Origin of the sequence: Burkholderia sp. 9779_493 (assembly GCF_015712215.1) — a bacterium.
Taxonomy (GTDB): Bacteria; Pseudomonadota; Gammaproteobacteria; order Burkholderiales; family Burkholderiaceae; genus Burkholderia; species Burkholderia cenocepacia.
The window spans coordinates 1-23,169 of record NZ_JACCQA010000064.1; the positions used below are offsets into that span (position 1 = coordinate 1).

The 23,169-nt window shown below is 68.3% G+C and carries 19 protein-coding genes and 1 pseudogene; 12 read left to right on the plus strand and 8 right to left on the minus strand.

Annotated features, from left to right (window positions below; all coding sequences use genetic code 11):
• Positions 1–607: pseudogene (locus H0X95_RS34285) on the minus strand (DNA translocase FtsK); the annotation flags it as partial.
• Positions 608–784: 177 nt separating this feature from the next.
• Positions 785–1,330: an META domain-containing protein gene (locus H0X95_RS34290; RefSeq protein ID WP_006489608.1), complete on the minus strand. Its 546-nt coding sequence runs from the start codon at positions 1,328–1,330 to the stop codon at positions 785–787.
• 215 nt (positions 1,331–1,545) lie between these two features.
• On the opposite strand from H0X95_RS34290, the gene purT reads away from it, so the two are divergent.
• The 4 genes from purT to H0X95_RS34310 all read left to right on the plus strand — a co-directional run bounded on the left by purT (position 1,546) and on the right by H0X95_RS34310 (position 5,370).
• Positions 1,546–2,760, plus strand: a complete 1,215-nt coding sequence (purT, locus tag H0X95_RS34295; RefSeq protein WP_034201491.1) for a formate-dependent phosphoribosylglycinamide formyltransferase — start codon at positions 1,546–1,548, stop codon at positions 2,758–2,760.
• A gap of 18 nt (positions 2,761–2,778) precedes the next feature.
• Positions 2,779–2,964 carry a DUF6726 family protein gene (locus H0X95_RS34300; RefSeq protein WP_006489604.1) on the plus strand — a complete coding sequence of 62 codons (186 nt, stop codon included), beginning with the start codon at positions 2,779–2,781 and terminating at the stop codon, positions 2,962–2,964.
• A gap of 94 nt (positions 2,965–3,058) precedes the next feature.
• Positions 3,059–3,439, plus strand: a complete 381-nt coding sequence (locus tag H0X95_RS34305; RefSeq protein ID WP_006497051.1) for an MliC family protein — start codon at positions 3,059–3,061, stop codon at positions 3,437–3,439.
• Between the two features lie 380 nt (positions 3,440–3,819).
• Positions 3,820–5,370: a DEAD/DEAH box helicase gene (locus tag H0X95_RS34310; protein WP_034178288.1), complete on the plus strand. Its 1,551-nt coding sequence runs from the start codon at positions 3,820–3,822 to the stop codon at positions 5,368–5,370.
• 253 nt (positions 5,371–5,623) lie between these two features.
• Here the strand turns inward: H0X95_RS34310 and gluQRS are convergent, their stop codons facing one another.
• Together gluQRS and H0X95_RS34320 are read right to left on the minus strand one after the other, a co-directional pair.
• Complete coding sequence (gluQRS, locus tag H0X95_RS34315) at positions 5,624–6,520, minus strand: tRNA glutamyl-Q(34) synthetase GluQRS (protein ID WP_059721353.1); 897 nt, start codon at positions 6,518–6,520, stop codon at positions 5,624–5,626.
• 24 nt (positions 6,521–6,544) lie between these two features.
• A complete protein-coding gene (locus H0X95_RS34320; RefSeq protein ID WP_006489627.1) occupies positions 6,545–7,399 on the minus strand; it encodes a sulfurtransferase in 855 nt (284 codons plus the stop codon).
• A 216-nt stretch (positions 7,400–7,615) separates the two neighbouring features.
• On the opposite strand from H0X95_RS34320, the gene dnaE reads away from it, so the two are divergent.
• From dnaE to H0X95_RS34355, 7 genes are all read left to right on the plus strand, one after another.
• Positions 7,616–11,149, plus strand: a complete 3,534-nt coding sequence (gene dnaE / locus H0X95_RS34325) for a DNA polymerase III subunit alpha (protein WP_006489624.1) — start codon at positions 7,616–7,618, stop codon at positions 11,147–11,149.
• 32 nt (positions 11,150–11,181) lie between these two features.
• Positions 11,182–12,969 carry a lipid A export permease/ATP-binding protein MsbA gene (msbA, locus tag H0X95_RS34330; protein WP_034201493.1) on the plus strand — a complete coding sequence of 596 codons (1,788 nt, stop codon included), beginning with the start codon at positions 11,182–11,184 and terminating at the stop codon, positions 12,967–12,969.
• Between the two features lie 32 nt (positions 12,970–13,001).
• On the plus strand, positions 13,002–14,066 hold the full coding sequence (locus H0X95_RS34335) for a glycosyltransferase family 4 protein (RefSeq protein ID WP_012492745.1): 1,065 nt from the start codon (positions 13,002–13,004) through the stop codon (positions 14,064–14,066).
• 262 nt (positions 14,067–14,328) lie between these two features.
• The gene (locus tag H0X95_RS34340) at positions 14,329–15,459 is read left to right on the plus strand and encodes a glycosyltransferase family 9 protein (RefSeq protein ID WP_006497045.1); all 1,131 of its coding nucleotides are present in this window, start codon (positions 14,329–14,331) and stop codon (positions 15,457–15,459) included.
• 53 nt (positions 15,460–15,512) lie between these two features.
• A complete protein-coding gene (locus tag H0X95_RS34345) occupies positions 15,513–16,742 on the plus strand; it encodes an O-antigen ligase family protein (RefSeq protein ID WP_006497044.1) in 1,230 nt (409 codons plus the stop codon).
• Positions 16,739–17,980 (plus strand): glycosyltransferase, encoded by a 1,242-nt coding sequence (locus H0X95_RS34350; protein WP_006497042.1) that lies wholly within the window; start codon positions 16,739–16,741, stop codon positions 17,978–17,980. Before H0X95_RS34345 ends, H0X95_RS34350 begins: the two co-directional genes overlap by 4 nt.
• Before the next feature lie 37 nt (positions 17,981–18,017).
• Positions 18,018–19,232: a glycosyltransferase family 9 protein gene (locus tag H0X95_RS34355; protein WP_059721352.1), complete on the plus strand. Its 1,215-nt coding sequence runs from the start codon at positions 18,018–18,020 to the stop codon at positions 19,230–19,232.
• A 34-nt stretch (positions 19,233–19,266) separates the two neighbouring features.
• On the opposite strand, the gene H0X95_RS34360 is transcribed toward H0X95_RS34355, so the two are convergent.
• On the minus strand, positions 19,267–20,037 hold the full coding sequence (locus H0X95_RS34360; RefSeq protein WP_059721351.1) for a glycosyltransferase family 2 protein: 771 nt from the start codon (positions 20,035–20,037) through the stop codon (positions 19,267–19,269).
• 145 nt (positions 20,038–20,182) lie between these two features.
• Here H0X95_RS34360 and H0X95_RS34365 point away from each other — a divergent pair, with 145 nt between their 5' ends.
• Positions 20,183–20,560, plus strand: coding sequence for an RcnB family protein (locus tag H0X95_RS34365; RefSeq protein ID WP_046337625.1), 378 nt, complete (start codon positions 20,183–20,185; stop codon positions 20,558–20,560).
• A 64-nt stretch (positions 20,561–20,624) separates the two neighbouring features.
• On the opposite strand, the gene H0X95_RS34370 is transcribed toward H0X95_RS34365, so the two are convergent.
• The 3 genes from H0X95_RS34370 to H0X95_RS34380 form a co-directional block, all read right to left on the minus strand.
• Complete coding sequence (locus H0X95_RS34370) at positions 20,625–21,191, minus strand: FUSC family protein (RefSeq protein WP_059721350.1); 567 nt, start codon at positions 21,189–21,191, stop codon at positions 20,625–20,627.
• Between the two features lie 38 nt (positions 21,192–21,229).
• A complete protein-coding gene (locus H0X95_RS34375) occupies positions 21,230–22,489 on the minus strand; it encodes an MFS transporter (protein ID WP_006489615.1) in 1,260 nt (419 codons plus the stop codon).
• Positions 22,486–23,169: PRC-barrel domain-containing protein (locus H0X95_RS34380; protein ID WP_196446406.1), on the minus strand; the 684-nt coding region annotated here is incomplete at its 5' end. The genes H0X95_RS34380 and H0X95_RS34375, both read right to left, overlap by 4 nt.

Sequence of the window (23,169 nt, forward strand, 5' to 3'; positions counted from 1 at the left end):
ATCCCGGCCAGCGCGACGGCGCGACGGGTTCCGCAAGGGGGCGCGGGGGCGTCTTGCTGCGCGGCTTCGGTCGTGCCTGCGGATCGGGTTTCCACAATGTCGGGCGCGAATACCGGCCGTTCTGGCGCGGCGCCATCGAGTTGACGGTGTGCGCGGTGGTCGGTTGCACGACGTCGTCGTCGCGATGCAGCGCGCTGCGCGGCAGGTCGGCGATTCCGCGCGCGTCGTCGTCGCCGCCGTCGCGCGACAGCTTGACGCCGAACGACGTGTCGACCCATGCGGCGAACTGCCGCCAGCCGATGCCGGTCAGCCACGGCAGGCCGGCGAAGAACAGCACGACCATCGCGACCGGCGTGCCGACCGGGCCGAGCACGTGGGCGAAGCCGGCCGAGAACGCATGACCGAGCGCGTTCGTGTCGGGGCCCGACAGCGGGCTCGTCAGCGTGCAACTTGCGACGAATACCGCGGCGAAGCCGAGCCACAGGCGAATCGAGCCGCGACCGGCGAGTCCGCCGCCACCGGGCAGCATCGCCTGCACGAGACGCCAGAAGAGAAGGAGGAACCAGACGGCGGAGATGCCGAACCAGCCGAAGACAACCGTGTGCATGCTTTGAAACAGGAGTGGGGCGGGGCGCGCGGGGCGCGACCCGCCGAGTTTAACCGGCCGGCGAACAAGACTCTAACGCGGCGTGATTCCGATTCACGCTGCGCGACGCACGCGGCTGGCGCGTGCGCGTGGCGCGCCACGCGAAGGCGGTCGGTCGGCCTTCGCGCGCGCCGTACATCAGGGGCTCCGGTGCGTGAACGTCAGCGTTGCGCCGGCCTGGGTCACGATCTGCAATTGCTGGGGCGCACGCATCTGCACGCCGGTCTTCTCGACGTGGGCGAGCGCATCGAGGTAGGCGGCTTCGAGCTGGCCGCCGAGCGTGTTCGGGCAGGCCATCCGCGTGCCGGCGAGCGGGCCGAAGCTCAGCACGCCGTTCTTGATCGCGTAGGTGCCCATGTAGCGGTTGCAGCCGGAGAACCCGCTCGCGCGCCGGATGCCCGAATCGGTCGACAGCGCGAGCTTGATCGGTTCGCCGTTGTCGCCGTGCGGGATCGCGCGTGGCGTGCCGTCGGCGTTCACCCAGCTGGTGAGCTCCCAACTGGTGTCGTCGAGCAGCTGGACGGCGGCCGGGTTGTACGGGTCGGGCGCGGGGGCGGCGGAATCGGGATGGGTCGGCATCGCGCAGGCGGCGAGAAGCGTGGCAAGCGTCAGCGCGCAAAGCGGCGCGCGCAACGGGCGAAGCAGGCCGGTGCGTGCGCGTGCGGCCGCGGACAGGTGGGACATGAGCCTCGTTCCTCTTCGGATTCTGATCAAGGCGTAAGAGTAACGCACCCGCCCCGCGGCAGGCGAGCCGACACTTCGCGCGTGAAAACGTTCGCAGCCCGCCCACGGGATCGCGCGGCGCGGCGTGGGCGCGACCAAACCGCCCAAACCGGCCCGGATGCCCGTGTTAACATCGAAGCCGTTTTCGTCCTCCAACAGAACCAGCGGGAAATCACATGCAGATCGGTCAGCGGCTCGGTACGCCGCTTTCACCCTCGGCCACGCGCGTCATGCTGCTCGGCGCCGGCGAACTCGGCAAGGAAGTCATCATCGCGTTGCAGCGCCTCGGCGTCGAAGTCGTCGCGGTCGATCGTTATCAGGATGCGCCGGGCCACCAGGTCGCCCATCGCGCGCACGTGATCGACATGACGGACCCGGCCGCGCTGCGGGCGATCGTCGAGGCCGAGCGCCCGCATTTGATCGTGCCCGAGATCGAGGCGATCGCCACCGACGCGCTCGCGGCGATCGAGGCGGCCGGCCTCGCCGAGGTGATCCCGACCGCGCGCGCGACGCAGCTCACGATGAATCGCGAAGGGATCCGCCGGCTCGCGGCCGAGGAACTCGGCCTGCCGACGTCGCCGTATGCGTTCGCCGATTCGTTCGAAGCCTTCAGCGCGGCCGTCGCGAAGATCGGCATGCCGTGCGTCGTGAAGCCCGTGATGTCGTCGTCGGGCAAGGGGCAGTCGGTCGTGAAGACCGACGCCGACGTGAAACCCGCGTGGGACCATGCGATGGCGGGCGGGCGCGTGAACCACGGCCGCGTGATCGTCGAGGGCTTCGTCGATTTCGACTACGAGATCACGCAGCTGACCGTGCGCGCGATCGACCCCGCGACGCTCGACACGCGTACCTACTTCTGCGAGCCGGTCGGCCACGTGCAGGTGGCGGGCGACTATGTCGAATCGTGGCAGCCGCAGCCGATGCGCGCGGCAGCGCTCGCGAAGTCGCGCGAGATCGCGCACAAGGTGACCGAGGCGCTCGGCGGGCGCGGGATGTTCGGCGTCGAGCTGTTCGTGCGCGGCGACGACGTCTGGTTCTCCGAGGTGAGCCCGCGGCCGCACGATACGGGCCTCGTCACGCTCGCCTCGCAGCGCCAGTCGGAATTCGAGCTGCACGCGCGGGCGATTCTCGGGCTGCCGGTGGATCCGGCGCTCGGCACGCCGGCTGCGTCGGCGGTGATCTACGGCGGGCTCGACGAGCGCGGGATCGCGTTCGAAGGCGTGCGCGACGCGCTCGCGGTGCCGGGCGCGGACCTGCGCCTGTTCGGCAAGCCGGAAAGTTTTGCGAAGCGACGCATGGGCGTCGCGCTGGCGACCGGCGCGACCGTCGACGAAGCCCGCGAACGCGCGAAGCGCGCGGCCGCGGCCGTCCGGCCCGTGTCGGCGCGCTGACGGAACGAGGAGAGGACGATGGCGTCGAGATGGTTGCGTATCGGAAAGCTGGGCGTCGCGCTGGCGCTCGTCGCGAGTCTCGCGGGCTGCGGCCTTGCGGCCGCGCCGTGCCGCGTGGCGTCGGCCGGGCTCAAGATCGTGCCGCTCGTCGGCCATGTCGCCGCCGCGCCGACCGATGCGTGCGCGGACGTGATCGATCCCTGATTCCGGCAACCGGCGTGCTAACCCGCCACCCCGATAAACAATAACCGCGCGCCCCGCGAGGGCGCGTTTCCACCCGTCTCGTGAGAGGACCTGCATGATTCGCCAAACCTTCGCTGCGCTTGCGCTCGCCGGCACCGCCGTTTCCGTCGCGCATGCCGCGCAACTGACCGTCGAAGAGATCGACGCCGACGCGCGCCAGCAAACCGTCTACCAGTGCGCGAACCACAAGCAGCCGGTGCGCGTGTCGTACTGGCTCGCGGGCAACGGCCAGAGCTTCGCGCTCGTGCCGGTCGACGGCAAGCAGATGCTGTTCGTCGATACGGTGTCGGCGTCCGGCGCGCGCTATCAGGCAGGCCGCTATACGTGGTGGACGAAGGGCAAGGAAGCGACGCTGCGCGACGAGATCGCCGACCCGAAGTCGCCGCCGCTGCTGGGCGACTGCGTGCAGGTCGAGAAGAAAAAGAAGAAGGGCTGACCGGCGGGCACGATCGCGGAGCGTATTCGCCACCCGTGTTGACCGGCTGTCGGGCTGGCGGCGCACCTGTCGATACGACGCTTAGAGATCGAACCCCTAATATCGTGTGCCGGCCGAGTCGGATAACCCGATCGGCCAGCCGTTCGCCCGCGCGGGCCTTGGGCGGGCCTGGGCGGCCCCGCCGCGCGAACCGCCGCCACGGCCGTTCGCGGCTTGTCACGGACAGATGCCCGCACGGTGCTACAATACGGCCCTTTCCGCCGGCATTCGCGCCGAACGGAGTCCGCACGGCCTGGCGTCCAGCGTTCGCATTGAACCGGTCCCAAGCGCCAGAGCGGCGCCGCGCGGCGCGCCGCGGCTCCGTCTATTTCCGAATTGTGATGAGCGCAGGCCCGGCTGGCCTGACGCACGATGTCCCCGCCGCGCCTTTTGAGCGAAACGCCACCATGTCCGATTCTGTCGCCAAGCCCGTCGACGCAACCTTCGATCAATTCGGCCTTGCCGCCGATATCCTGAAAGCCATTGCGGAGCAGGGCTATACGACGCCGACGCCGATCCAGGCGCAGGCCATTCCGGTCGTGCTCGCCGGCCGCGACGTCATGGGCGCCGCGCAAACGGGCACCGGCAAGACCGCGAGCTTCTCGCTGCCGATCATCCAGCGTCTGCTGCCGCAGGCCAACACGAGCGCGTCACCGGCGCGCCACCCGGTGCGTGCGCTGATCCTCACGCCGACCCGCGAACTCGCCGACCAGGTCGCCGCGAACGTGCACGCGTATGCGAAGCACACGCCGCTGCGCAGCGCGGTGGTGTTCGGCGGCGTCGACATGAACCCGCAATCGGCCGAACTGCGCCGCGGCGTCGAGATCCTGATCGCGACGCCGGGCCGCCTGCTCGACCACGTGCAGCAGAAGACGGCGAACCTCGGCCAGGTGCAGATCCTCGTGCTCGACGAAGCCGACCGGATGCTCGACATGGGCTTCCTGCCCGATCTGCAGCGCATCCTGAACCTGCTGCCGAAGGAGCGTCAGACGCTGTTGTTCTCGGCCACCTTCTCGGGTGAAATCAAGAAGCTCGCGTCGACCTACCTGCGCAACCCGCAGACGATCGAGGTCGCGCGCAGCAACTCGACGAACGCGAACGTCACGCAGATCGTCTACGACGTCGCCGAAGGCGACAAGCAGGCGGCCGTCGTGCAGTTGCTGCGCGATCGCGGCCTCAAGCAGGTGATCGTGTTCTGCAACAGCAAGATCGGTGCGAGCCGCCTCGCGCGCAATCTCGAGCGCGACGGCGTGGTCGCATCGGCGATCCACGGCGACAAGACGCAGATCGAGCGGATGCAGGCGCTCGACGCGTTCAAGCGCGGCGAGATCGAGGCGCTGGTCGCGACCGACGTGGCCGCGCGCGGTCTCGACATCGCCGAGCTGCCGGCCGTGATCAACTTCGACCTGCCGTTCAGCGCGGAAGACTACGTGCACCGGATCGGCCGTACCGGCCGCGCGGGTGCGACGGGCGACGCGCTGTCGCTGTGCAGCCCGAACGAGCGCAAGCAGCTCGCCGATATCGAGAAGCTGATCAAGCGTCCGCTCGAAATGCAGACGCTCAAGCTCGACAAGCCGGCGCGCCATCGTCACGACGAGCGCGGCGGCGAGCGTGGCGGTGAGCGCGGTGGCGAACGGGGCGGCCGGCGCGATCGCGACGAGCATCGCGGTGCCTCGGGCCGCCGGTCGTCGGGCAGCGCCGAGCGCGGTGGCCATCATCGCCGCCACGAAGCGCCGGTCGACGATTTCTTCCTGAAGCCGTACGAGCCGTCGGCGTCGGCGAAGCAGCCGGACGACGCGCAGCCCGCGCAGCAGCCCGAGAAGAAAGGGCCGAAGCGCCAGGTCGCCGCGCTGCTCGGCGGCTTCGGGATGCCGCGCAAGCCGTCGGCATAAGGCGGGCCGAGTGGTTGGGGCGGCGCGTGAGCGCTGCCGGACAAGCGGGTACATGTGACGAGCATGTGCCCGTTTTTCATTGGGCGAGGCGATCGGGGCGGGGCGCGTGCGAGCTATTGCTTGCCGCGTGGGGGAGGAGCTTTCGATGCCGAGTCGTCGGTGGGCGTGGCTTTCGCCTTGCTTTCATGCGGCTGGATTCGGCACTGACCGAGACAGGCGCGTCGTCGGCATGGGCCGGCGTCGTGCAAGCGATTCAACCGGCACGCGGCCCGAAGCGACGCGCCCATGCATCGGTCGCGGCCGCGTAGAACGCGTCGATCGTATGGACCGGCCGATCGCCATCGGCCGCCAGACCGAGATGCGCGGCCGCGGCCCGCAGCGCCGGCAGTGGATCGTCGCGTTCGAGTGCCGTCGCGCCCGTCTGCTTGCTGAGCTTTTCGCCGTTGGCATCGACGACGACCGGCACGTGCAGGTACGCGGGAGTCGGCACGCCGAGGCAGCGCTGCAGGTAGATCTGGCGCGCGGTCGAATCGAGCAGGTCGGCGCCGCGCACGACGTGCGTGATGCCGGCATCGGCATCGTCGACGACGACCGCGAGCTGATACGCCCATTGGCCGTCCGCGCGTTTCAGCACGAAATCGCCGACTTCGGTCGCGAGGTTCTGCGATTGCGCGTGCTGCCAGCGATCGTCGAACGTGACGACCGCATCGTCGCCGTCCGGCACGCGCAGCCGCCATGCGCGCGCGGGCTTGCCGTGCAGGCCGGTGCGGCAGGTACCCGGATACGCGAGCGTCGTATGGCGTTCATGGGCGGCGCGCAGCGAATCGGCGATTTCCTTGCGCGTGCAGCCGCACGGATAGACGAGCCCCGCCGCGACGAGCCGCTCGAGCGCGGCCGTGTAGGCCGCATCGCGCGTACTCTGCCAGACGGGCGGTTCGTCGGGCGTCATGCCGAAATGCGCGAGGGTCGCGAGGATGTCGTCGGCCGCACCGGGGACCGTGCGCGGGCCGTCGAGATCCTCGATGCGGACGAGCCATGTGCCGCCGTGCGCGCGGGCGTCGAGCCAGCTTGCGAGCGCGCCGACCAGCGAGCCGAAGTGCAGCGGGCCGGTGGGCGACGGCGCGAAGCGGCCGCGATAGCCGGGATTCATCGCGGGTCGCGGTGCGACGCGCCGTTACGCGGCGCTGGCTGCCTGCGCGCAGGCCGGGCACGACTTGCCGGCCACGTAGCTCGGCGATCGTTGCGCTTCCGGCGTGACGACCGCGCGGCACGCGAAGCACGTGACGTTCTCGGTCGGCTGGAGCTGCGGGTTCAGCGCGGTGCGGTAGTCGAACACGAAGCAGTCGCCGTGATAATGCGCGCCGCCGACTTCCTCGAAGTATTTCAGGATCCCGCCTTCGAGCTGGTACACGTTGTCGATGCCGATTTCCTTCATGTGGATCGCGGCCTTCTCGCAGCGGATGCCGCCGGTGCAGAACGACACGACCGTCTTGCCTTCGAGGTCGGCGCGGTTCGCGTCGATCACTTCCGGGAATTCGCTGAACTTGTCGATCCGGTAGTCGAGCGCGTTGTCGAACGTGCCGACGTCGACCTCGAACGCGTTGCGCGTGTCGAGCATCACGACCGGGCGGCCGGTATCGTCGTGGCCGCGATCGAGCCACGACTTCAGCGTGCGCGCGTCGACGAACGGCGCGCGGCCGAGTTCCGGCTTGATCGCGGGCTTCTTCATCGTGATGATCTCGCGCTTCAGGCGCACGAGCATGCGGCGAAACGGCTGCGAGTCGGACAGGCTTTCCTTGAACTGCAGCGTCGCGAACTTGCCTTCGAACAGCGGATCGTGGCGGATGTACGCGATGAATGCGTCGGTGGCTTCGCGCGTGCCGGCGATGAACAGGTTGATGCCTTCCGGCGCGAGCAGGATCGTGCCGCGCAGGCCGAGTTCGTTGCAGCGGGCGGTGACGAGCGGGCGCCATTGCTCGTTCGCGTCGAGCGATACGAAGTGGTAGGCGGCGAGGTTGACGATGGTCATGATGGTCCGACGGGAAAACGGCCGCCCGGCGGCCCGCAAAAAAGGGTGCGAAGCCGGGGCGCTGATTCGAAAAACCGTATTATCCCGCAAACGGCGCGGGCGTCGGGACCTGGCCGATCGGCCAACCGCGCGACGCGTCGCCGCGTGCATCGGCCGAACGGCCAAAGCGGGCATTTTTTGGGCAGCCTGCGCGGCGGGGCGGCTACAATAGCGCCCATGTCAGATCCTCGCTTCGTCCATCTTCGCGTTCACTCCGAATTCTCGATTGCCGACGGCATCGTGCGCATTGACGACATCGTCAAGGCGGCGGCCGCGGACGGTCAGGGCGCGCTCGCGCTCACCGATCTCGGCAACGCATTCGGCCTCGTCCGTTTCTACCAGGAAGCCCGCGGCAAGGGCATCAAGCCGATCGCCGGCTGCGACGTCTGGATTGCCAATCCGGACGACCGCGACAAGCCGTCGCGGCTGCTGCTGCTGGTCAAGGACAAGGTCGGTTACCTGAATCTCTGCGAGCTGCTGTCGAAGGCGTGGCTCACGAACCAGTACCGCGGCCGCGCGGAACTCGACGCGAGCTGGCTCGACGGCGAGCTCGCGCAGGGGCTGCTCGCGCTGTCGGGCGCGCAACAGGGCGATATCGGGCTCGCGCTGGCCGCGGGCAACGAAGAAGCCGCGCGCCGTCACGCCGAGCGCTGGGCGAGGGTGTTCCCGGGCGGCTTCTACATCGAGCTGCAGCGTTACGGCCAGCCGGGCGCCGAGGCGTACATCCAGCAGGCGGCGACGCTCGCCGCGTCGCTGAAGCTGCCGGTCGTTGCGACGCACCCGACGCAGTTCATGACCGACGACGATTTCACCGCGCACGAGGCGCGCGTGTGCATCTCGGAAGGCGACATCCTCGCGAACCCGCGGCGCCAGAAGCGTTTCACGACCGACCAGTATTTCCGCACGCAGGACGACATGGCCGCGCTGTTCGCCGACCTGCCGTCGGCGATTGCCAATACGGTCGAGATCGCGAAGCGCTGCAACCTGAAGCTCGAGCTCGGCAAGCCGAAACTGCCGCTGTTCCCGACGCCGGACGGCATGTCGCTCGACGACTACCTGGTCCAGCTGTCGAAGGAGGGGCTCGAAACCCGCCTCGCGCAGTTGTATCCGGTCGAAGCCGAGCGCGACGCGCAGCGCGACACGTACTACAAGCGCCTCGAATTCGAGTGCGGGACCATCACGAAGATGGGCTTCCCCGGCTACTTCCTGATCGTCGCGGACTTCATCAACTGGGCGAAGAACAACGGCGTGCCGGTCGGCCCGGGCCGCGGCTCGGGCGCCGGTTCGCTGGTCGCGTACGCGCTCGGCATTACCGACCTCGATCCGCTGCGCTACAACCTGCTGTTCGAGCGCTTCCTGAATCCGGAACGCGTGTCGATGCCCGACTTCGACATCGACTTCTGCCAGCACGGCCGCGATCGCGTGATCCAGTACGTGAAGGAGAAATACGGCGCGGACGCCGTCTCGCAGATCGCCACGTTCGGCACGATGGCCGCGAAGGCGGCCGTGCGCGACATCGGCCGCGTGCTCGACCTCGGCTACATGTTTACCGACGGCGTCGCGAAGCTGATTCCGTTCAAGCCCGGCAAGCACGTGACGATTGCCGACGCGATGAAGGAAGAACCGCAGCTGCAGGAGCGCTACGACCACGAGGACGAAGTCCACCAGCTGCTCGATCTCGCGCAGCGCGTCGAGGGCCTCACGCGTAACGTCGGGATGCACGCGGGCGGCGTGCTGATCGCGCCCGGCAAGCTGACCGATTTCTGCCCGCTGTACACGCAGGGCGACGACGGCGGCGTGGTCAGCCAGTACGACAAGGACGACGTCGAAGCCGTCGGCCTCGTGAAGTTCGACTTTCTGGGTCTCACGACGCTGACGATCCTCGACTGGGCCGAGCGCTACATCCGCCGTCTCGATCCGTCGAAGGCAGACTGGTCGCTCGCGCAGGTGCCGCTCGACGATCCGGCGTCGTTCCAGATCCTGAAGAAGGCCAACACGGTCGCGGTGTTCCAGCTGGAAAGCCGCGGGATGCAGGGCATGCTGAAGGATGCGCAGCCCGACCGCTTCGAGGACATCATCGCGCTCGTGTCGTTGTACCGGCCGGGCCCGATGGACCTGATCCCGAGCTTCTGCGCGCGGAAGCACGGCCGCGAGAAGGTCGAATACCCGGATCCGCGCGTCGAACCCGTCCTGAAAGAGACCTACGGCATCATGGTCTATCAGGAGCAGGTGATGCAGATGGCGCAGATCATCGGCGGCTACTCGCTCGGCGGCGCGGACTTGCTGCGTCGCGCGATGGGCAAGAAGAAGCCCGAGGAGATGGTCAAGCACCGCGAGATCTTCGCCGAGGGGGCCGCGAAGAACGGCCTCACGCGCGAGAAGTCCGACGAGATCTTCGACTTGATGGAGAAGTTCGCGGGCTACGGCTTCAACAAGTCGCACGCGGCCGCGTATGCGCTGCTCGCGTATTACACCGCGTGGCTGAAGGCGCACCATCCGGCCGAATTCATGGCGGCCAACATGACGCTCGCGATGGACGACACCGACAAGGTGAAGATCCTGTTCGACGACTGCGTCGTGAACAACCTCGCCGTGCTGCCGCCGGACATCAACCAGTCGCATTACCGGTTCGAGCCGGTCGCGGAAGCCGACGGCAAGCGCTCGCGCACGATCCGCTACGGCCTCGGCGCGGTGAAGGGCAGCGGCCAGAACGCGATCGAGGAAATCCTGCGCGCCCGCGAGGAAAAGGCGTTCACCGACCTGTTCGACTTCTGCGAACGGATCGACCGGCGCGTCGTCAACCGCCGCACGGTCGAGGCGCTGATCCGCGCCGGCGCGTTCGATTCGCTGAATCCGAACCGTGCGCAACTGATCGCGTCGGTGCCGCTCGCGATGGAAGCGGCCGACCAGGCCGAAGCGAACGCGATGCAGGCCGGCCTGTTCGACATGGGCGCCGAGTCGCCGCACGCGCATGCGCTCGTCGACGAACCCGCGTGGGACGACAAGCGCCGCCTGCAGGAAGAAAAGGCCGCGCTCGGTTTCTATCTGTCCGGCCACCTGTTCGATGCGTATCGCGACGAAGTGCGGCGCTTCGTGCGGCAGAAGGTCGGTGACCTGAAGGAAGGGCGCGACAAGCTCGTCGCCGGCATCATCGCGTCGCTGCGCACGCAGATGACGCAGCGCGGCAAGATGCTGATCGCGCTGCTCGACGACGGCACGGGCCAGTGCGAGATCACGATCTTCAACGAACAGTTCGAGGCGAACAAGGCGCTGTTCAAGGAAGACGAGCTGCTGATCGTGCAGGGGCAGGCGCGCAACGACGCGTTCACCGGCGGCATTCGCTTCACGGCCGATACCGTGATGGATCTCGAACGCGCGCGCAGCCGCTACGCGCAGGCCGTGCGGCTGACGATGAACGGCAACGCCGACGCGCTCGCGCTGCGCCGTGTGCTCGAGCCGCACGTGTCGAAGGACGATCCGGCCGCCGCGAACGTGATCGAAGCGCCCGCGCCGCGCGGCGGCGGGCGCGATGGCGGTCGGCGCCCGCAGGCGCCGCTGCCGAACGGGCTCGCGGTGCAGATCCACTACAGCAACGCGCGCGCGCAAGGCGAAATGCGTCTGGGCGATGCCTGGCGCGTGAAACCGAGCGACGTGCTGCTGGCAGAGCTGCGCGCGGCGTTCGACGGTAGTTCCGCCGAAATCGTCTACTGAATGATTTTCGATTCAAATTCCTTGAGGGCACCTTGAGCGTCAAGCCTACTCTTAGCAAACCCATAGGCGGGGAAGACGCATCGTCGCCCGTGGTCGTCGCGCGCCGCCTTTGGCCGTACCTGAAGCCGCTCCTGTGGGTGATGGTGGCGGGCGTCCTCGCGATGGCCGTCGTCGCGGCAACGGAAGCCGGGATTCCGGCGTTGCTCAAGCCGCTGCTCGACCGCGGCTTCGGCACGAAGGGCGACGTGACCGCGAAGCTCTACGTGCCGATCGCGGTCGTCGGTCTCGCGCTGGTGCGTGCCGCCGCGCAGTACGCGTCCAACTATCTGCTTCAGTATGTCTCGAACCGGATCCTGCTCGACCTGCGGATCGAGATGTTCAACCGGATGATTCACACCGGCGTGTCGTTTTTCCAGCGCGAGACCGCGAGTACGGTGATCAATGCGGTCGTCTTCGAGGTCAACCAGGTCCTGAACGTATTGCTGGGCGTGTTGATTACGCTCGTGCGTGATTCGTTGACGGTGGTCTTTCTGCTGGGTTATCTGTTCTATTTGAACTGGCGACTGACACTGATCGTCGCCGTGTTGCTGCCGTGTATCGGCTGGCTCGTCGGCAAGATCAACCGGCGTTTGCGCCGGTTGAACCGCGAGCACCAGATGCTGACGAACCAGCTCGCGTACATCGTCGAGGAGACCGTCGGCGGCTACAAGGTCGTCAAGATCCACAACGGCGAGCAGTACGAAATCAGCCGCTTCAACGAATTGAGCCGGCGTCTGCGCGGCTATTCGATGCGAATGATCGTGTCGGGTGGGCTTGCGCAGCCGCTCACGCAGTTTCTCGCGTCGATCGCGCTGGCCGTCGTGCTGACGATTGCCGTCGTGCAGTCCGCGAACGACCAGACGACGGTCGGTGGCTTTGTCGCGTTCGTCACCGCGATGCTGCTCATCATTTCGCCGCTCAAGCACCTGATGGACGTGAACCAGCCGCTGCAGCGCGGGATGACGGCGGCCGAGCTGATCTTCGGCCTGATCGACGAGCCGCGTGAGCCCGAAGGCGGCGGCAAGCCGCTCGAGCGGGCAACCGGCCGGATTCGTTTCAACGACGTGTCGTTCGCGTATCACGCCGGCACCGGCAAGCCAACGCTCGACCGCGTGTCGTTCGACGTGGCGCCTGGCGAGATGATCGCGCTCGCAGGGCCGTCAGGCAGCGGCAAGACGACGCTTGTCAACCTGATGCCGCGCTTTTTCGATCCGACGTCCGGAGAGATTCTCGTCGACGGCGTCGCGTTACCCGAGTATCGGCTACGTGACCTGCGTGACCAGATTGCGATGGTGAGTCAGGATGTCGTGCTGTTCAACGACACGATCGCGAGCAACGTCGCGTACGGCCAAACCCCCGACCGCGAACGCGTGACGGCGGCGCTGCGCGCCGCGAATCTGCTCAGTACGGTCGAGGCGATGCCCGACGGGCTCGACACGCTCGTCGGCGACAACGGCATGCGCCTGTCGGGCGGCCAGCGCCAGCGTCTCGCGATTGCGCGCGCGATCTACAAGGATGCGCCGATCCTGATTCTTGACGAAGCGACGTCGGCGCTCGATTCGGAATCCGAGCGTCACGTCCAGGCGGCGCTCGAGACGCTGATGAAGGGCCGCACGACGCTGGTGATCGCACACCGGCTGTCGACGATCGAGCGTGCAGACCGGATTCTCGTGATGGACGGCGGCAGAATCGTCGAGAGCGGCAGCCACGCGGCGCTGCTCGCATCCGGCGGCCTGTATGCCCATCTGCATCGGATTCAGTTCCAGCAGGAGGCCGGGTGAGCGTCGTGCGGGCCCGTGTCGCGCGTGCGGAGATGAAGATCGGCCTGTCGGCCAATGCGCTGAAGCACGGGGGCGGCCTCGAGCGCTACGCGATCGATATCGCGCGGGGAATGGCGGAGGCGGGCGTGACGCCCGCGTTCTTCGCGCGCTCCGTCGACGCGTCGATTCCGGAGGCGCGGCTCGTCGAGCCGCATCGGATCAACGTCTCGTTCCTGCCCGGCAAGGTGCGCGACGAATGGTTCTCGTGGCGGCTCCGCGGTGCACGCCGCGCGGCCGACGTGGATGTGCTGATCGGCTGTAATCGGGTCGCCTGCTCGGAGATCGCGATTTGCGGCGGCACACATCGAGGGTTCTTGCGCGCGATCGGCCGCGCACCGGGCTATTTCGACCGGCGCCAGATTGCGCTCGAGAGCCGGCAGTACGCGAATGCGCGCTATGTGGTCGCGCATTCGCAGATGATGCGCGACGAACTGCGCACGCTGTACGGCGTCGACGACGCCAGGATCCGCATGCTGTATCCCCCCGTCGATGCGCAGCGCTTCACGCCTGTCGGCGACGACGAGCGCACCGCGTTGCGGCGCCGCTTCGGTTTCGGCGAGCGCGACGTCGTGCTGCTGTTTCCGTCGAGCAGCCACGTGCGCAAGGGCTTGCCGCTGATCGAGGCCGCGCTGCAGGGGACGGACGCGTCGATCGTCGTCGCGGTGGCCGGCCGCCCGCCCGAGCGGACCTCGGCGCAACTGCGCTACATCGGCTACGTGAAGGACATCGAGGACGGATACCGCGCGGCGGATTACACGATCCTTGCATCGAAATACGAGCCGTTCGGGCTGGTCGGCATCGAGTCAGTGATGTGCGGGACGCCCGTGATCTTGCCGCCCACGCTCGGCTGCCATGACGTCATTGCGGACCATGCGAAGCTGACGTTCGCAGCCGACGATGTCGAGGCGCTGCGCGCCGTGCTGGCGACGGCCGCACAGCGCGTGCGAGCCGGCGACCGGGCTGCCGTCGCGCGCGACGCGGTAGGCTACGACCCGGGCGTGCGCCATCATGTCGAGCAGTTGCTCGCGCTGGCCCGCGAGGCGTGGGCGCCGGCGTAGCGGTCCGTCCCTGTAAGGGGCAATCTGTCAGACGGCTTCCGGTTCGGGCGCGCGAGGGGGCGATGGTATACTCTGGCGGCCTGTTTGGGTGGTGCGGCTGGCTATTCCGCTCCGGTGATTCGTGCCGGTTGATCGGCGCGATTTGCTCCGTGCAAATACTTATTCAATTCACAATGATCATGGTGATTCGTGTGGCGACTCGGCTGTTCATCGGGCCGATCCGCGTCGCGAATTTTGCCATCGAGACAGCCCGCTGTTAACGATGAGCCGCTTCCCCGGACGTATCCACATCTTCGCGCGGGCTCTGCCGAGATTGCCGTTCAAGCCGCTGCGGCGCAAGCCTCGGCAACCGGCGAGCATTTTCGTCGCGCACCATCTCCTGCTCGGCGATACGCTGTTGCTGACACCGTTGCTGGCGAAGCTGCGCGAACAATATCCGCACGCGCGCATCGCGCTCGCGTGTCCGAAGGCGATCGCACCGTTGTATGCGGGCGAGCCGTTTGGCGTCCAGGCGTTGGCTTTCGATCCGCGTGATCCCGTGTCGGTGCGCCGCTTGCTGGCGTCGGGGCCGTACGATCTCGGCTTCGTCGCGGCGGATAACCGTCACAGCTGGCTGGCGCTCGCGGCCGGCTGTCGCTGGATCGTCGCGCACGACGGCGATGCCCCGGCGTGGAAGAACTGGCCGGTCGACGAACGCCGTCCGTATCCCGATGCGCCGGCCGCGTGGGGCGACCTGATCGCGGACCTGGTCGACGGCGGCCCTCCGCGCGCATACCGGCCGGGTGACTGGCCGGCGCCGCCGCCGAGCGTCGCGTTGCCAGCGGCGCTTCGGGAGCGGCCCTACGTGGTGCTGCATCCGGGTGCCAGCACGATGGTCAAGCGCTGGCCGATCGAGCGCTGGCGAGCGCTGGCGGCCGACATGGAGGCGGGTGGCTATCGGGTAGTGTGGAGCGGCGGCAAGAGCGAAGCCGACCTGATCGAGCAGATCGGGCCGCACGCCGGGCAGCCGAACTTTGCCGGGAAACTCGGTCTCGCCGATCTTTGGCATCTCTATGCAGGCGCTCGGGCAGTTGTCTGTCCCGACACGGGCGTCGCGCATCTCGCGCGCCTCATCGGCGTACCGACCGTCGCGCTGTTCGGGCCCGGCAGCGCGCTGGTTCACGGTGCCGGACGTTACTGGCGCGACGTTCCGTTCGTCGCCGTAACGATCGCGGACATGCCATGCCGCGATCAACCGTATATTTTCCGGCGTCACGTCCAATGGGTCAGGCGATGCGATCGCGACGCCACGACATGCGTCGCGTGGCACGACGGCTCCGCGGGCTGCATGAGCGGGCTGTCGGTGGACGCGGTACGTGGCGCACTGAAACACGTTCTGGTGCAAGTTCGATGACGGCTATTGCGGCGCGTATGGAGCGTCTTCTGTGGATTGGCTGCCCCGTTCTGATGTTCGCGATCATGTTCGGGCACATGGCGGCGTTCGTGAATTGCAGCATGGTGCTGGTCGGGATTGCGCTGATCGGCGCCGCGTGCGGGCGCGACCGGCCGGCGGTGTTCCGGTGGCCGTTGTTCGTCCCGATCGTCGGCTGGGCGGCGTGGAGTTTCGCGGCCACCCGCTGGTCGGTGTTCCCGGACGTCAGCCGGCATGCGTGGCTCGACGAGGTCGTGTATCCGCTGCTGTCGTTCTGGGGCTTCTGGCTGTTCGGCACGCGGGTCGAGCGGCCCGAACGCGTCACGCTGACCGTCTGGCTCGCGTGCGCGTTGCTCGCCGCGGTCAGCGTGATCTACTGGGGCAAGCTGCAGCCGCCGACACCCGAAACGTTCCCGTTGCGGTTCTATGCGCGGGTGGGGCATACGAGTACGCTCGTTGCGTTCGCCATGGCGTTGTTCTGTGCGTTCTTCGTGCCCAGGCGCGGCTGGCGCTGGTTCGGCGTGTCGGGACTCGTGCTGTGCGGGATGGTCGGGCTTGCCAGCCTCAACCGCTTCTTCTGGCCTGCTGCCGCGGTGGTGTTGCTGATCGGCCTTTATCCGCTGTACCGGCATCATCTGCTGCTGGCGGGGCTGGCAGTGGTCGTCGTCGGCGCCGGTGCGATCGGCACGCTCGAAATGAGCGCGCGGCTGCGCTATCACGATTCACCGCCGCCGCTGGCCGCATCGCGCGACGTCTCGATCGCCGGCGTGCGTCTGTATGTGCCGCCCGGCATGACGGCAGTCGGCGACACGCTGTCGTCGGACACGCGGCCCAAGCTGTGGCGGTTCTATGACGAGCAAGGTAGCCGTCACAAATGGCTGGGTATCGGTTTCGGCAAACCGGTGCCGGGAATGGCCTACCGCAGCGAGATGCCGCCCGAATTGCTGGCACTCGAGCCGCAGGCGCTGACGCACGCGCACAATCTTTTCCTGAATACGTGGCTACAGACCGGGCGCATCGGCCTGGCAATGCAGGCACTGTTGCTGGCGGCGCTCGCATTCGCGTTCTGGCGACTGCGGAAGGCTGATCCGTGGATTGCGGCGGGCGGCATCGCGCTCGTGGTCGGGATGGTCACGAAGAACCTGGTGGACGATTTCATGTGGCAGACGACGATCCTGGCATTCTGGGCATTTGCCGGGCTGGTGCTCGGGCATGGCGAGCGACGCGCACGCGTGCGTCGCGCGCAGCCGGGGAGCGGATCGTGAACGCCGTCGCGAGCCGCGCGGAAGCCGGCCCGTCGATCGCGAACGGCAAGCCCGTGCGATTGCTGTTCCATATCGACGACTTCGGGCGGGGCGGTACCGAAACCGCGCTGGTCGCGTGGCTGAACGCGCTGGATCGCCGCCAGTTTGCTCCCGCGTTGTCGGTTGCCTTCCCGACCGACGATCTCGATGCGCTGCGCCGCAGCGGCGCGATTCCGGCCGACGTGCCGGTTCACGTGCTCGCGACGGCGCGCTGGTCGCATGCGTTGCACCAGCTCGAGCGCCGCCGCCGGTTGCGCTTCGGCGAAAAGCTGCTGCACAAGCTGACGACCCATGCGGCGATTCGCCGGCTGGTCGCGCGACGCTTCCTGCAGGTCGCCTCCGGCTACGACCTCGTCTGCGATTACGATTTCTCGCTGCGGCGGATTGCCGGCCGCGGTACCGCGCCGTGGTTGGGCGTCAGCCACTACAGCTTCGTCGCACGCTTCGGCAAAAAAGGCGACGCTTACATGGCACGGCGCACGCGCCAGTACGCGCGCTACGCGGCGATCGCGGTATTGACGCCTGCGATGCAGCACGAAGCCGAGAAGATGTTCGCCGGCTCCGGCGTGCGGGTCGTCGAACTCCCGAACGTGATCGACATCGCTGCGATCCGGCAGCAAGCAACGGCGTCGGTCGAGTGGCCGGCCGAACGGTTCGTCGTGTCGGTCGCGCGGCTCGACGAAGGGCAGAAGGATCACCGGACACTGCTGCGCGCGTATGCGCAATGGCGTGCTCGCCGGCCGGACGCGGTAGATCTCGTCCTGCTTGGCGACGGGCCGGATCGCGCAGCACTCGAGCAGCTTGCGGACGAACTGCGGATTCGCGATGCCGTGCATTTCATGGGCTATTGCGCGAATCCGTTTCCGTACGTTCGCGCCGCCGAAGCGCTCGTGCTGAGCAGCCGCTACGAAGGGTTCGGCATGGTGCTCGGCGAAGCGATGGCGCTCGGCACGCCGGTGCTCGCGGCCGACTGCCCGACCGGCCCGCGCGACATGCTCGACGACGGCCGCGCAGGCCTGCTCGTGCCGGTCGGCGACGTCGATGCGATGTCGGCGGCGCTGGAACGCCTCGTGACCGACGCGGACGTGCGCGCGGCGCTCGCGCCTTGTGCCGCGGCACGGATCGCGACGTTCGACGTGCCGGCGGCGAACCGGCGTTTCGCCGCGCTCGCCGCCGACCTGCTCGCGGCGGCGCGCTGAGCCGGCAGCATGGTTCGCGCCGCGCGATTTCGCTAAAATGGCCCGCTTCCGTCAGTCGATACCCGCCGTGACCGCTTCCCTTACGTTCGATACGCCGCCGCGCAGCATTCTCGTCACCTGCACCCGCCGGATCGGCGACGTGCTGCTGGCGACGCCGCTGGTCCGCTCCCTGAAGCGGCGCTGGCCTGACGCGCAGATCGACATGGTCGTGTTTCGCGGCACCGAGGGCGTGCTCGAGCACAATCCCGACATTCGCCGGGTGATCGTCGTCGCGCAGCGCGCGAAGCCGCGCGAGCGGTTCGCCGACGCGGCCAGGCTGTGGCGGCGCTACGATCTCGCATGCGCGGCGATCAGCTCCGATCGTGCCCGTTTCTATACGTGGTTCGGTGGGCGTCGGCGCGTCGGGCTCGTCGATCCGGAGCGGATCACGCGGCTGACGCGTTTCATGCTGGACGGCATTGCGCTCAATCGCCACGGCGATGTCCATACGGTGACGAGCAGTCTCGCGATTGCAGAAGTGCTCGACGTGACGCCTTGCGCTGAAGTGGTCGCGCCCGGCATCGGCACCGATCCGGCGCGCGTCGCGCAATTCGACGCTCTGCTGTATGGGCCGGCCGCGCTGTCGCGTACTCGAGCGCACATCGTGCTGCACCCATCCCCGATGTTCCGTTACAAGCAGTGGCGCGAGGACGGCTGGGTCGAACTGATCCGCTGGGCCCGCGCAAGCGGCTTCGACGTCGCGCTGAGCGGTGGGCCAGGCGCGGCGGAGGTCGACTATGCGCAGCGGATCGTGGCTGCCGCGGGCGAGCCGGTCGCGAATTTCGTCGGGCGCCTGACGTTCGGCGAGACCGCCGAACTGATTCGCCGCGCACGGCTGTTCGTCGGGCCGGACACCGGCGCGACGCACGTCGCCGCCGCGTGCGGGACGCCGACGCTCGCGCTGTTCGGACCGTCCAACCCGGTGCGCTGGGGGCCGTGGCCCGCCCACTGGCCCGCGCACGACGAGCCGTGGGCGCTGCGCGGTTCGGCGCAGCGCGGCAACGTTTACCTGATGCAGGGTGACGGCGACTGCGTGCCTTGCAAACTCGAAGGCTGCGACCGTCATCTGGAAAGCTGGAGCCGCTGCCTGACGGAGCTTTCCGCGCAGCGCGTGATTGCCGCCGCGGCGGCGCTCGTCGAAGGCCGTCCGGTGGTGGAGGCGCCGCGCGAGTCGATCATCGACGTGTCGGCCTTGCCGCGCGGCGGCGTATAACCGGTGCGCCATCGGCGCACCTTTCGGCCGCTGCCTAGCGGCGCGATGCGGGTTCAGCCGCGCCGTCGTGCGCGAGCTTCAGGAAGCGGTAGTACACCGTCTCCGCATTGAACACCGCGATCATGAATCCGGCCCGCCCGTCGAGGAACCCGCGACGCAGCACGTAGGTCCGCACGAACGCCCACAGCCCCCGCCGGATGGCCTTGCCGACCGTCGCCCGCTCGCCGGCCGCGCGGCGTTGCCGCGCACCGGCGCTCGAATACGCGTCGAGCTTGCACAGCACCGCGTCGATGTCGTCGTACGAGTAGTGGTGCAGCTTCCCGTCGAGCCGCGCGACGCGGCCGTCGAACACCAGCCGCTCGTGGACGAGGTCGTCCGAGAAGCGGGCGGTGTCCCGCCGGAACAGGCGCGGGATCCAGTCCGGATACCAGCCGCTGTGATGCACCCAGCTGCCGCAAAACGCCGACAACCGGTCGATGGCGTACACATCGGCCTGCGGGGCGCGCAACGCCGCACGGATCGATGCGGCGAGCTCGTCCGACACGACTTCGTCGGTGTCGATCGACAGCACCCAGTCGGTCGACAGCGCTGCGAGCGCGCGATTCTTCTGCGGGCCGAAGCCCGGCCAGTCGGCGGCGACGATCACCCGGGCGCCGTGTGCGCGGGCGATCTCGACGGTGTCGTCGGTGCTGCCGCCGTCGACGACCACGATGTCGTCCGCAAAGGCGAGCGCGTCGAGGCACTGCGCGAGCCGGCGGGCCGCGTTGTGGGCGATGATGGCGACGCCGAGCGTAGGTTCAGCCATGAAAAATCGTACGGATCGAAGGTGAGCGAGAGTATACCCGCTGCCTCGTGCGTGGCGCCGCGCAACCGGCGGGCCCCGCGAGGTGTGCTAGCCTTGTGTGCAGCCGGCGTCATCCCGGCGCCGGCGGTTCGACGGGAGGTGGATGATGGTAACAAGGCACCCGATTCTTGCCGTTGTGTTCGTGGCCGCCGCGTTGGCGGCGCCGACGTTATCCAGCGCGCAACAGGACGACCACGGGCATGGGCATGGCAATGGCCATGCGTATGGTCACGGCAAGCACGACATGCGCAAAGGGCCCGGCCGCGTTGAAGACGTACCGCCGCGCTGGGCCGACCAGCCGCGCCGCGAGTGGCACAAGGGTGACCGGCTTCCTCCCGAGTTCCGCGACCGCCAATACGTGATCGACGACTGGCGCGGCTATCACCTGAGTCCGCCGCCGCGCGGCTATCAATGGGTCGGCGTCGGCGGGGATCACCTGCTGGTGCAGATCGGTTCCGGCATCGTGCTGCGAATCGGCGACTGACCTAGCCCGCGGCCCGGCATGGATGGCGATGCCGCGATGCGCGCCGGGCCGCCGGATTAGCGCGTCACTTTGCCGCCGCGCGGCGGAACCAGCGCCGTTCGATTCTCGACATCACCCAGCACACGCCCAGCGCGCACACCGTGCCGAGCGTCACTTCGCCGAGCCGGATCAGCGGAACGTCCCACAGCGGTCCGTTGCCCGGGAACAGCAGCACGATCGTCGCGGTCACGCCGCCGAGCCGCGCCGCGCTGCCGACGTTCAGGCACCAGCAGCAGACGATCACGACCGCGACCGTGAGCGCATACGCGACGAGGCGATCGCCGCCCAGCGCCGCGCCGGCGAAACCGAGTACGCCGCCGACCATCGCGCCGATGAACTGGTCGCGCGACAGCGACATCGTGTCCGAGTAGTTGTGCTGCGTGACGGCGATCGCGGTGATCGCCGCCCACACGGCCTGCTCGGTATGCATCGCGCGGCCGATCGCATACGCGAGGCACGCGCCGCAGACGGCCTGCAGCGCCATCAGCGCGCCTTGCGTGAGCCGCTCGCTGAATGACAGCCCCTTGAACAGATCGAAGATCGACTGCTGGATCTGCTGGCGGGCTTCGTTGAGTGTCCTGATCGTATCCATCGTGCGTCGGCCAAGAAGCGGGTGGCGGCGGGCCGCCGTCAATGCGCCTGTTCGGGCGAGGCGGCGGCCGGTTCGTCGGCCGTCGCATCGCCATTCTCGACGCGGGTTTCGGGCATCACGAGCCAGACCAGCAGCACCGCGAGCGCGCCCGCGGCCGCGAGTCCGAAGAAGCTGACCGCATTGCCGAAGTGATCGGCGACGTAGCCGGCCACGGCCGTGCTGAGCGTCGCGCCGATCCCGGCCGCGAGCCCGAACAGCCCGATACACAGGTTGTAGCGGCCCTTGCCGCCCGCGACGTCGGCTGCGATCAGTGGCAGCATCACGCCGAACACGGCCGCGCTGATGCCGTCGAGCATCTGCACCGGCACGAGCAGGTACGGGCTGCTGACGCCCGCGAACAGCAGCGCGCGCACCGGCAGCGCGGAGAAGCCGAGCAGCAGGATCGGCCGGCGCCCCCAGCGCTGCGCGGAGCGGCCGACCCACGGCGACAGCATCGCGACGATCGCCTGCGGCACGATGATGCACGCGGCGATCACGAGTTGCACGTTCTCGCCCATCCCGGCCGTGACTTCGCCGGCCGCGAGGTTCAGCATCGCGGCGTTCGACAGGTGGAACAGCACGACGCAGGCCGCGAAGATCAGCATCCGGCGGTCGCGCAGCAGTTCGAGCAGCGTTTCGCGCTCGCCGGCTTCATCGAGGTCGTCCGGCTTCGACGACTGCGGGATCACCTGGTGCGTCGGCTGGATCATCGCGAGCGCGAACAGCGCGGGCAGCGCCAGCACGGCGGTCAGCCAGAACACCGCGCGCGCGGAGAAGTATTCGCCGGTCAGCCCCATCAGCCCGGCCGCGACCGCACTGCCGATCGACGCCCAGCGCGCGTTGCGGCCGAGCCGGTCGCCGAGGTCAGCGCGGCCGACGAGCGAGAACGAGATCGCGGCCATCGCCGGCACCAGCATGCAGCTCGCGAAGCCGTGGAATACCTCCGCGGCGATCACCGGCACGATCGTCGGGCTCGACGCGAGCAGGACCGCGGACAGGATGATGGCCGCGATCGCCCACGCGGCCGCGCCTTTCTTGTTCTTCAGCGCATCGACGGCGGCGCCGCCCGGCACCTGGCTGACCATCGCGCTGATCGTGCCGATCGACAGCACCATGCCGATCTCGCCCTGCGTCCACTTGTGCGACGCGAGGTAGGACGCGATGAACGGACCGAACCCGGTTTGAACGTTTGCAACGAAAAAGTTGAGCCAGTCGAGGGCCCGGAGACTGCGAACGCTGACGGAATGCTTGATCGTCATCGGGTGGCACTCGCAGACGAAGCCGGCGCGGCCGGGACAACGGGCGGGAAGACCGCGACGATCGGCTTGTCGGCCGCGTAGGGCGGCGATGCCTTGATCTGGGCGTCGTTCAGGTCGAGCTGCGGGTGCAGCGCCTTGTCGCGCGTGACGAAGCGCAGCGCGCCCCAGCTCGCGGCGATCGAACGGCGGTCAGTATTGACGAGCCCGCCGAGGTCGAGCACGACGGCCTGCGGCTGTGCACCGCGGTCGATCAGCACGTCGACGATGCGGCCGATCTTCGTGCCGTTCGGGCGCTCGACATCGCTGTCGAGCATCGGCAGCCGCGTCGTCGGCGACGCCGCGGCCGAACCCGACAGCGGCACCGCCTTCGGTCGCGCGGCCGGCGGCAGGTCGCCCGACGGGACGTCGAGCACGATCGGCTCCTGCTTGCCGCCCGGCGTGAAGCGGAACACGTTCCACGGGAAGATGACCTTGCGGTCGCCGATGCCCATGAAGCCTTGCAGGTTGACGATCATCTCGCGCGGCTTGCCGCTCGCGTCGACCACCATGTCGACCGCGCGGCCGACCACCTTGCCGTTGCGGCGCGCGACTTCGCTGTCGAGCAGCGCGTGGATCTGGGTACGGTCGAGCGGGCGCGTCGCGACGATCGGCGGGGGCGGAGGTGGCGGCGGGGTCGGCGA

Bases quoted from the DNA above. Each gene is read 5' to 3' on its own strand.
- gluQRS (WP_059721353.1), bottom strand. From the start codon at position 6,520: ATGAATCCCGGCTATCGCGGCCGCTTCGCGCCGTCGCCCACCGGCCCG.
- H0X95_RS34310 (WP_034178288.1), top strand. From the start codon at position 3,820: ATGAGCGCAGGCCCGGCTGGCCTGACGCACGATGTCCCCGCCGCGCCT.
- purT (WP_034201491.1), top strand. From the start codon at position 1,546: ATGCAGATCGGTCAGCGGCTCGGTACGCCGCTTTCACCCTCGGCCACG.
- H0X95_RS34375 (WP_006489615.1), bottom strand. From the start codon at position 22,489: ATGACGATCAAGCATTCCGTCAGCGTTCGCAGTCTCCGGGCCCTCGAC.
- H0X95_RS34335 (WP_012492745.1), top strand. From the start codon at position 13,002: ATGAAGATCGGCCTGTCGGCCAATGCGCTGAAGCACGGGGGCGGCCTC.
- H0X95_RS34360 (WP_059721351.1), bottom strand. From the start codon at position 20,037: ATGGCTGAACCTACGCTCGGCGTCGCCATCATCGCCCACAACGCGGCC.
- H0X95_RS34365 (WP_046337625.1), top strand. From the start codon at position 20,183: ATGGTAACAAGGCACCCGATTCTTGCCGTTGTGTTCGTGGCCGCCGCG.
- H0X95_RS34320 (WP_006489627.1), bottom strand. From the start codon at position 7,399: ATGACCATCGTCAACCTCGCCGCCTACCACTTCGTATCGCTCGACGCG.
- H0X95_RS34300 (WP_006489604.1), top strand. From the start codon at position 2,779: ATGGCGTCGAGATGGTTGCGTATCGGAAAGCTGGGCGTCGCGCTGGCG.
- H0X95_RS34305 (WP_006497051.1), top strand. From the start codon at position 3,059: ATGATTCGCCAAACCTTCGCTGCGCTTGCGCTCGCCGGCACCGCCGTT.
- H0X95_RS34290 (WP_006489608.1), bottom strand. From the start codon at position 1,330: ATGTCCCACCTGTCCGCGGCCGCACGCGCACGCACCGGCCTGCTTCGC.
- H0X95_RS34370 (WP_059721350.1), bottom strand. From the start codon at position 21,191: ATGGATACGATCAGGACACTCAACGAAGCCCGCCAGCAGATCCAGCAG.
- H0X95_RS34340 (WP_006497045.1), top strand. From the start codon at position 14,329: ATGAGCCGCTTCCCCGGACGTATCCACATCTTCGCGCGGGCTCTGCCG.
- H0X95_RS34345 (WP_006497044.1), top strand. From the start codon at position 15,513: ATGTTCGCGATCATGTTCGGGCACATGGCGGCGTTCGTGAATTGCAGC.
- dnaE (WP_006489624.1), top strand. From the start codon at position 7,616: ATGTCAGATCCTCGCTTCGTCCATCTTCGCGTTCACTCCGAATTCTCG.
- H0X95_RS34355 (WP_059721352.1), top strand. From the start codon at position 18,018: ATGGCCCGCTTCCGTCAGTCGATACCCGCCGTGACCGCTTCCCTTACG.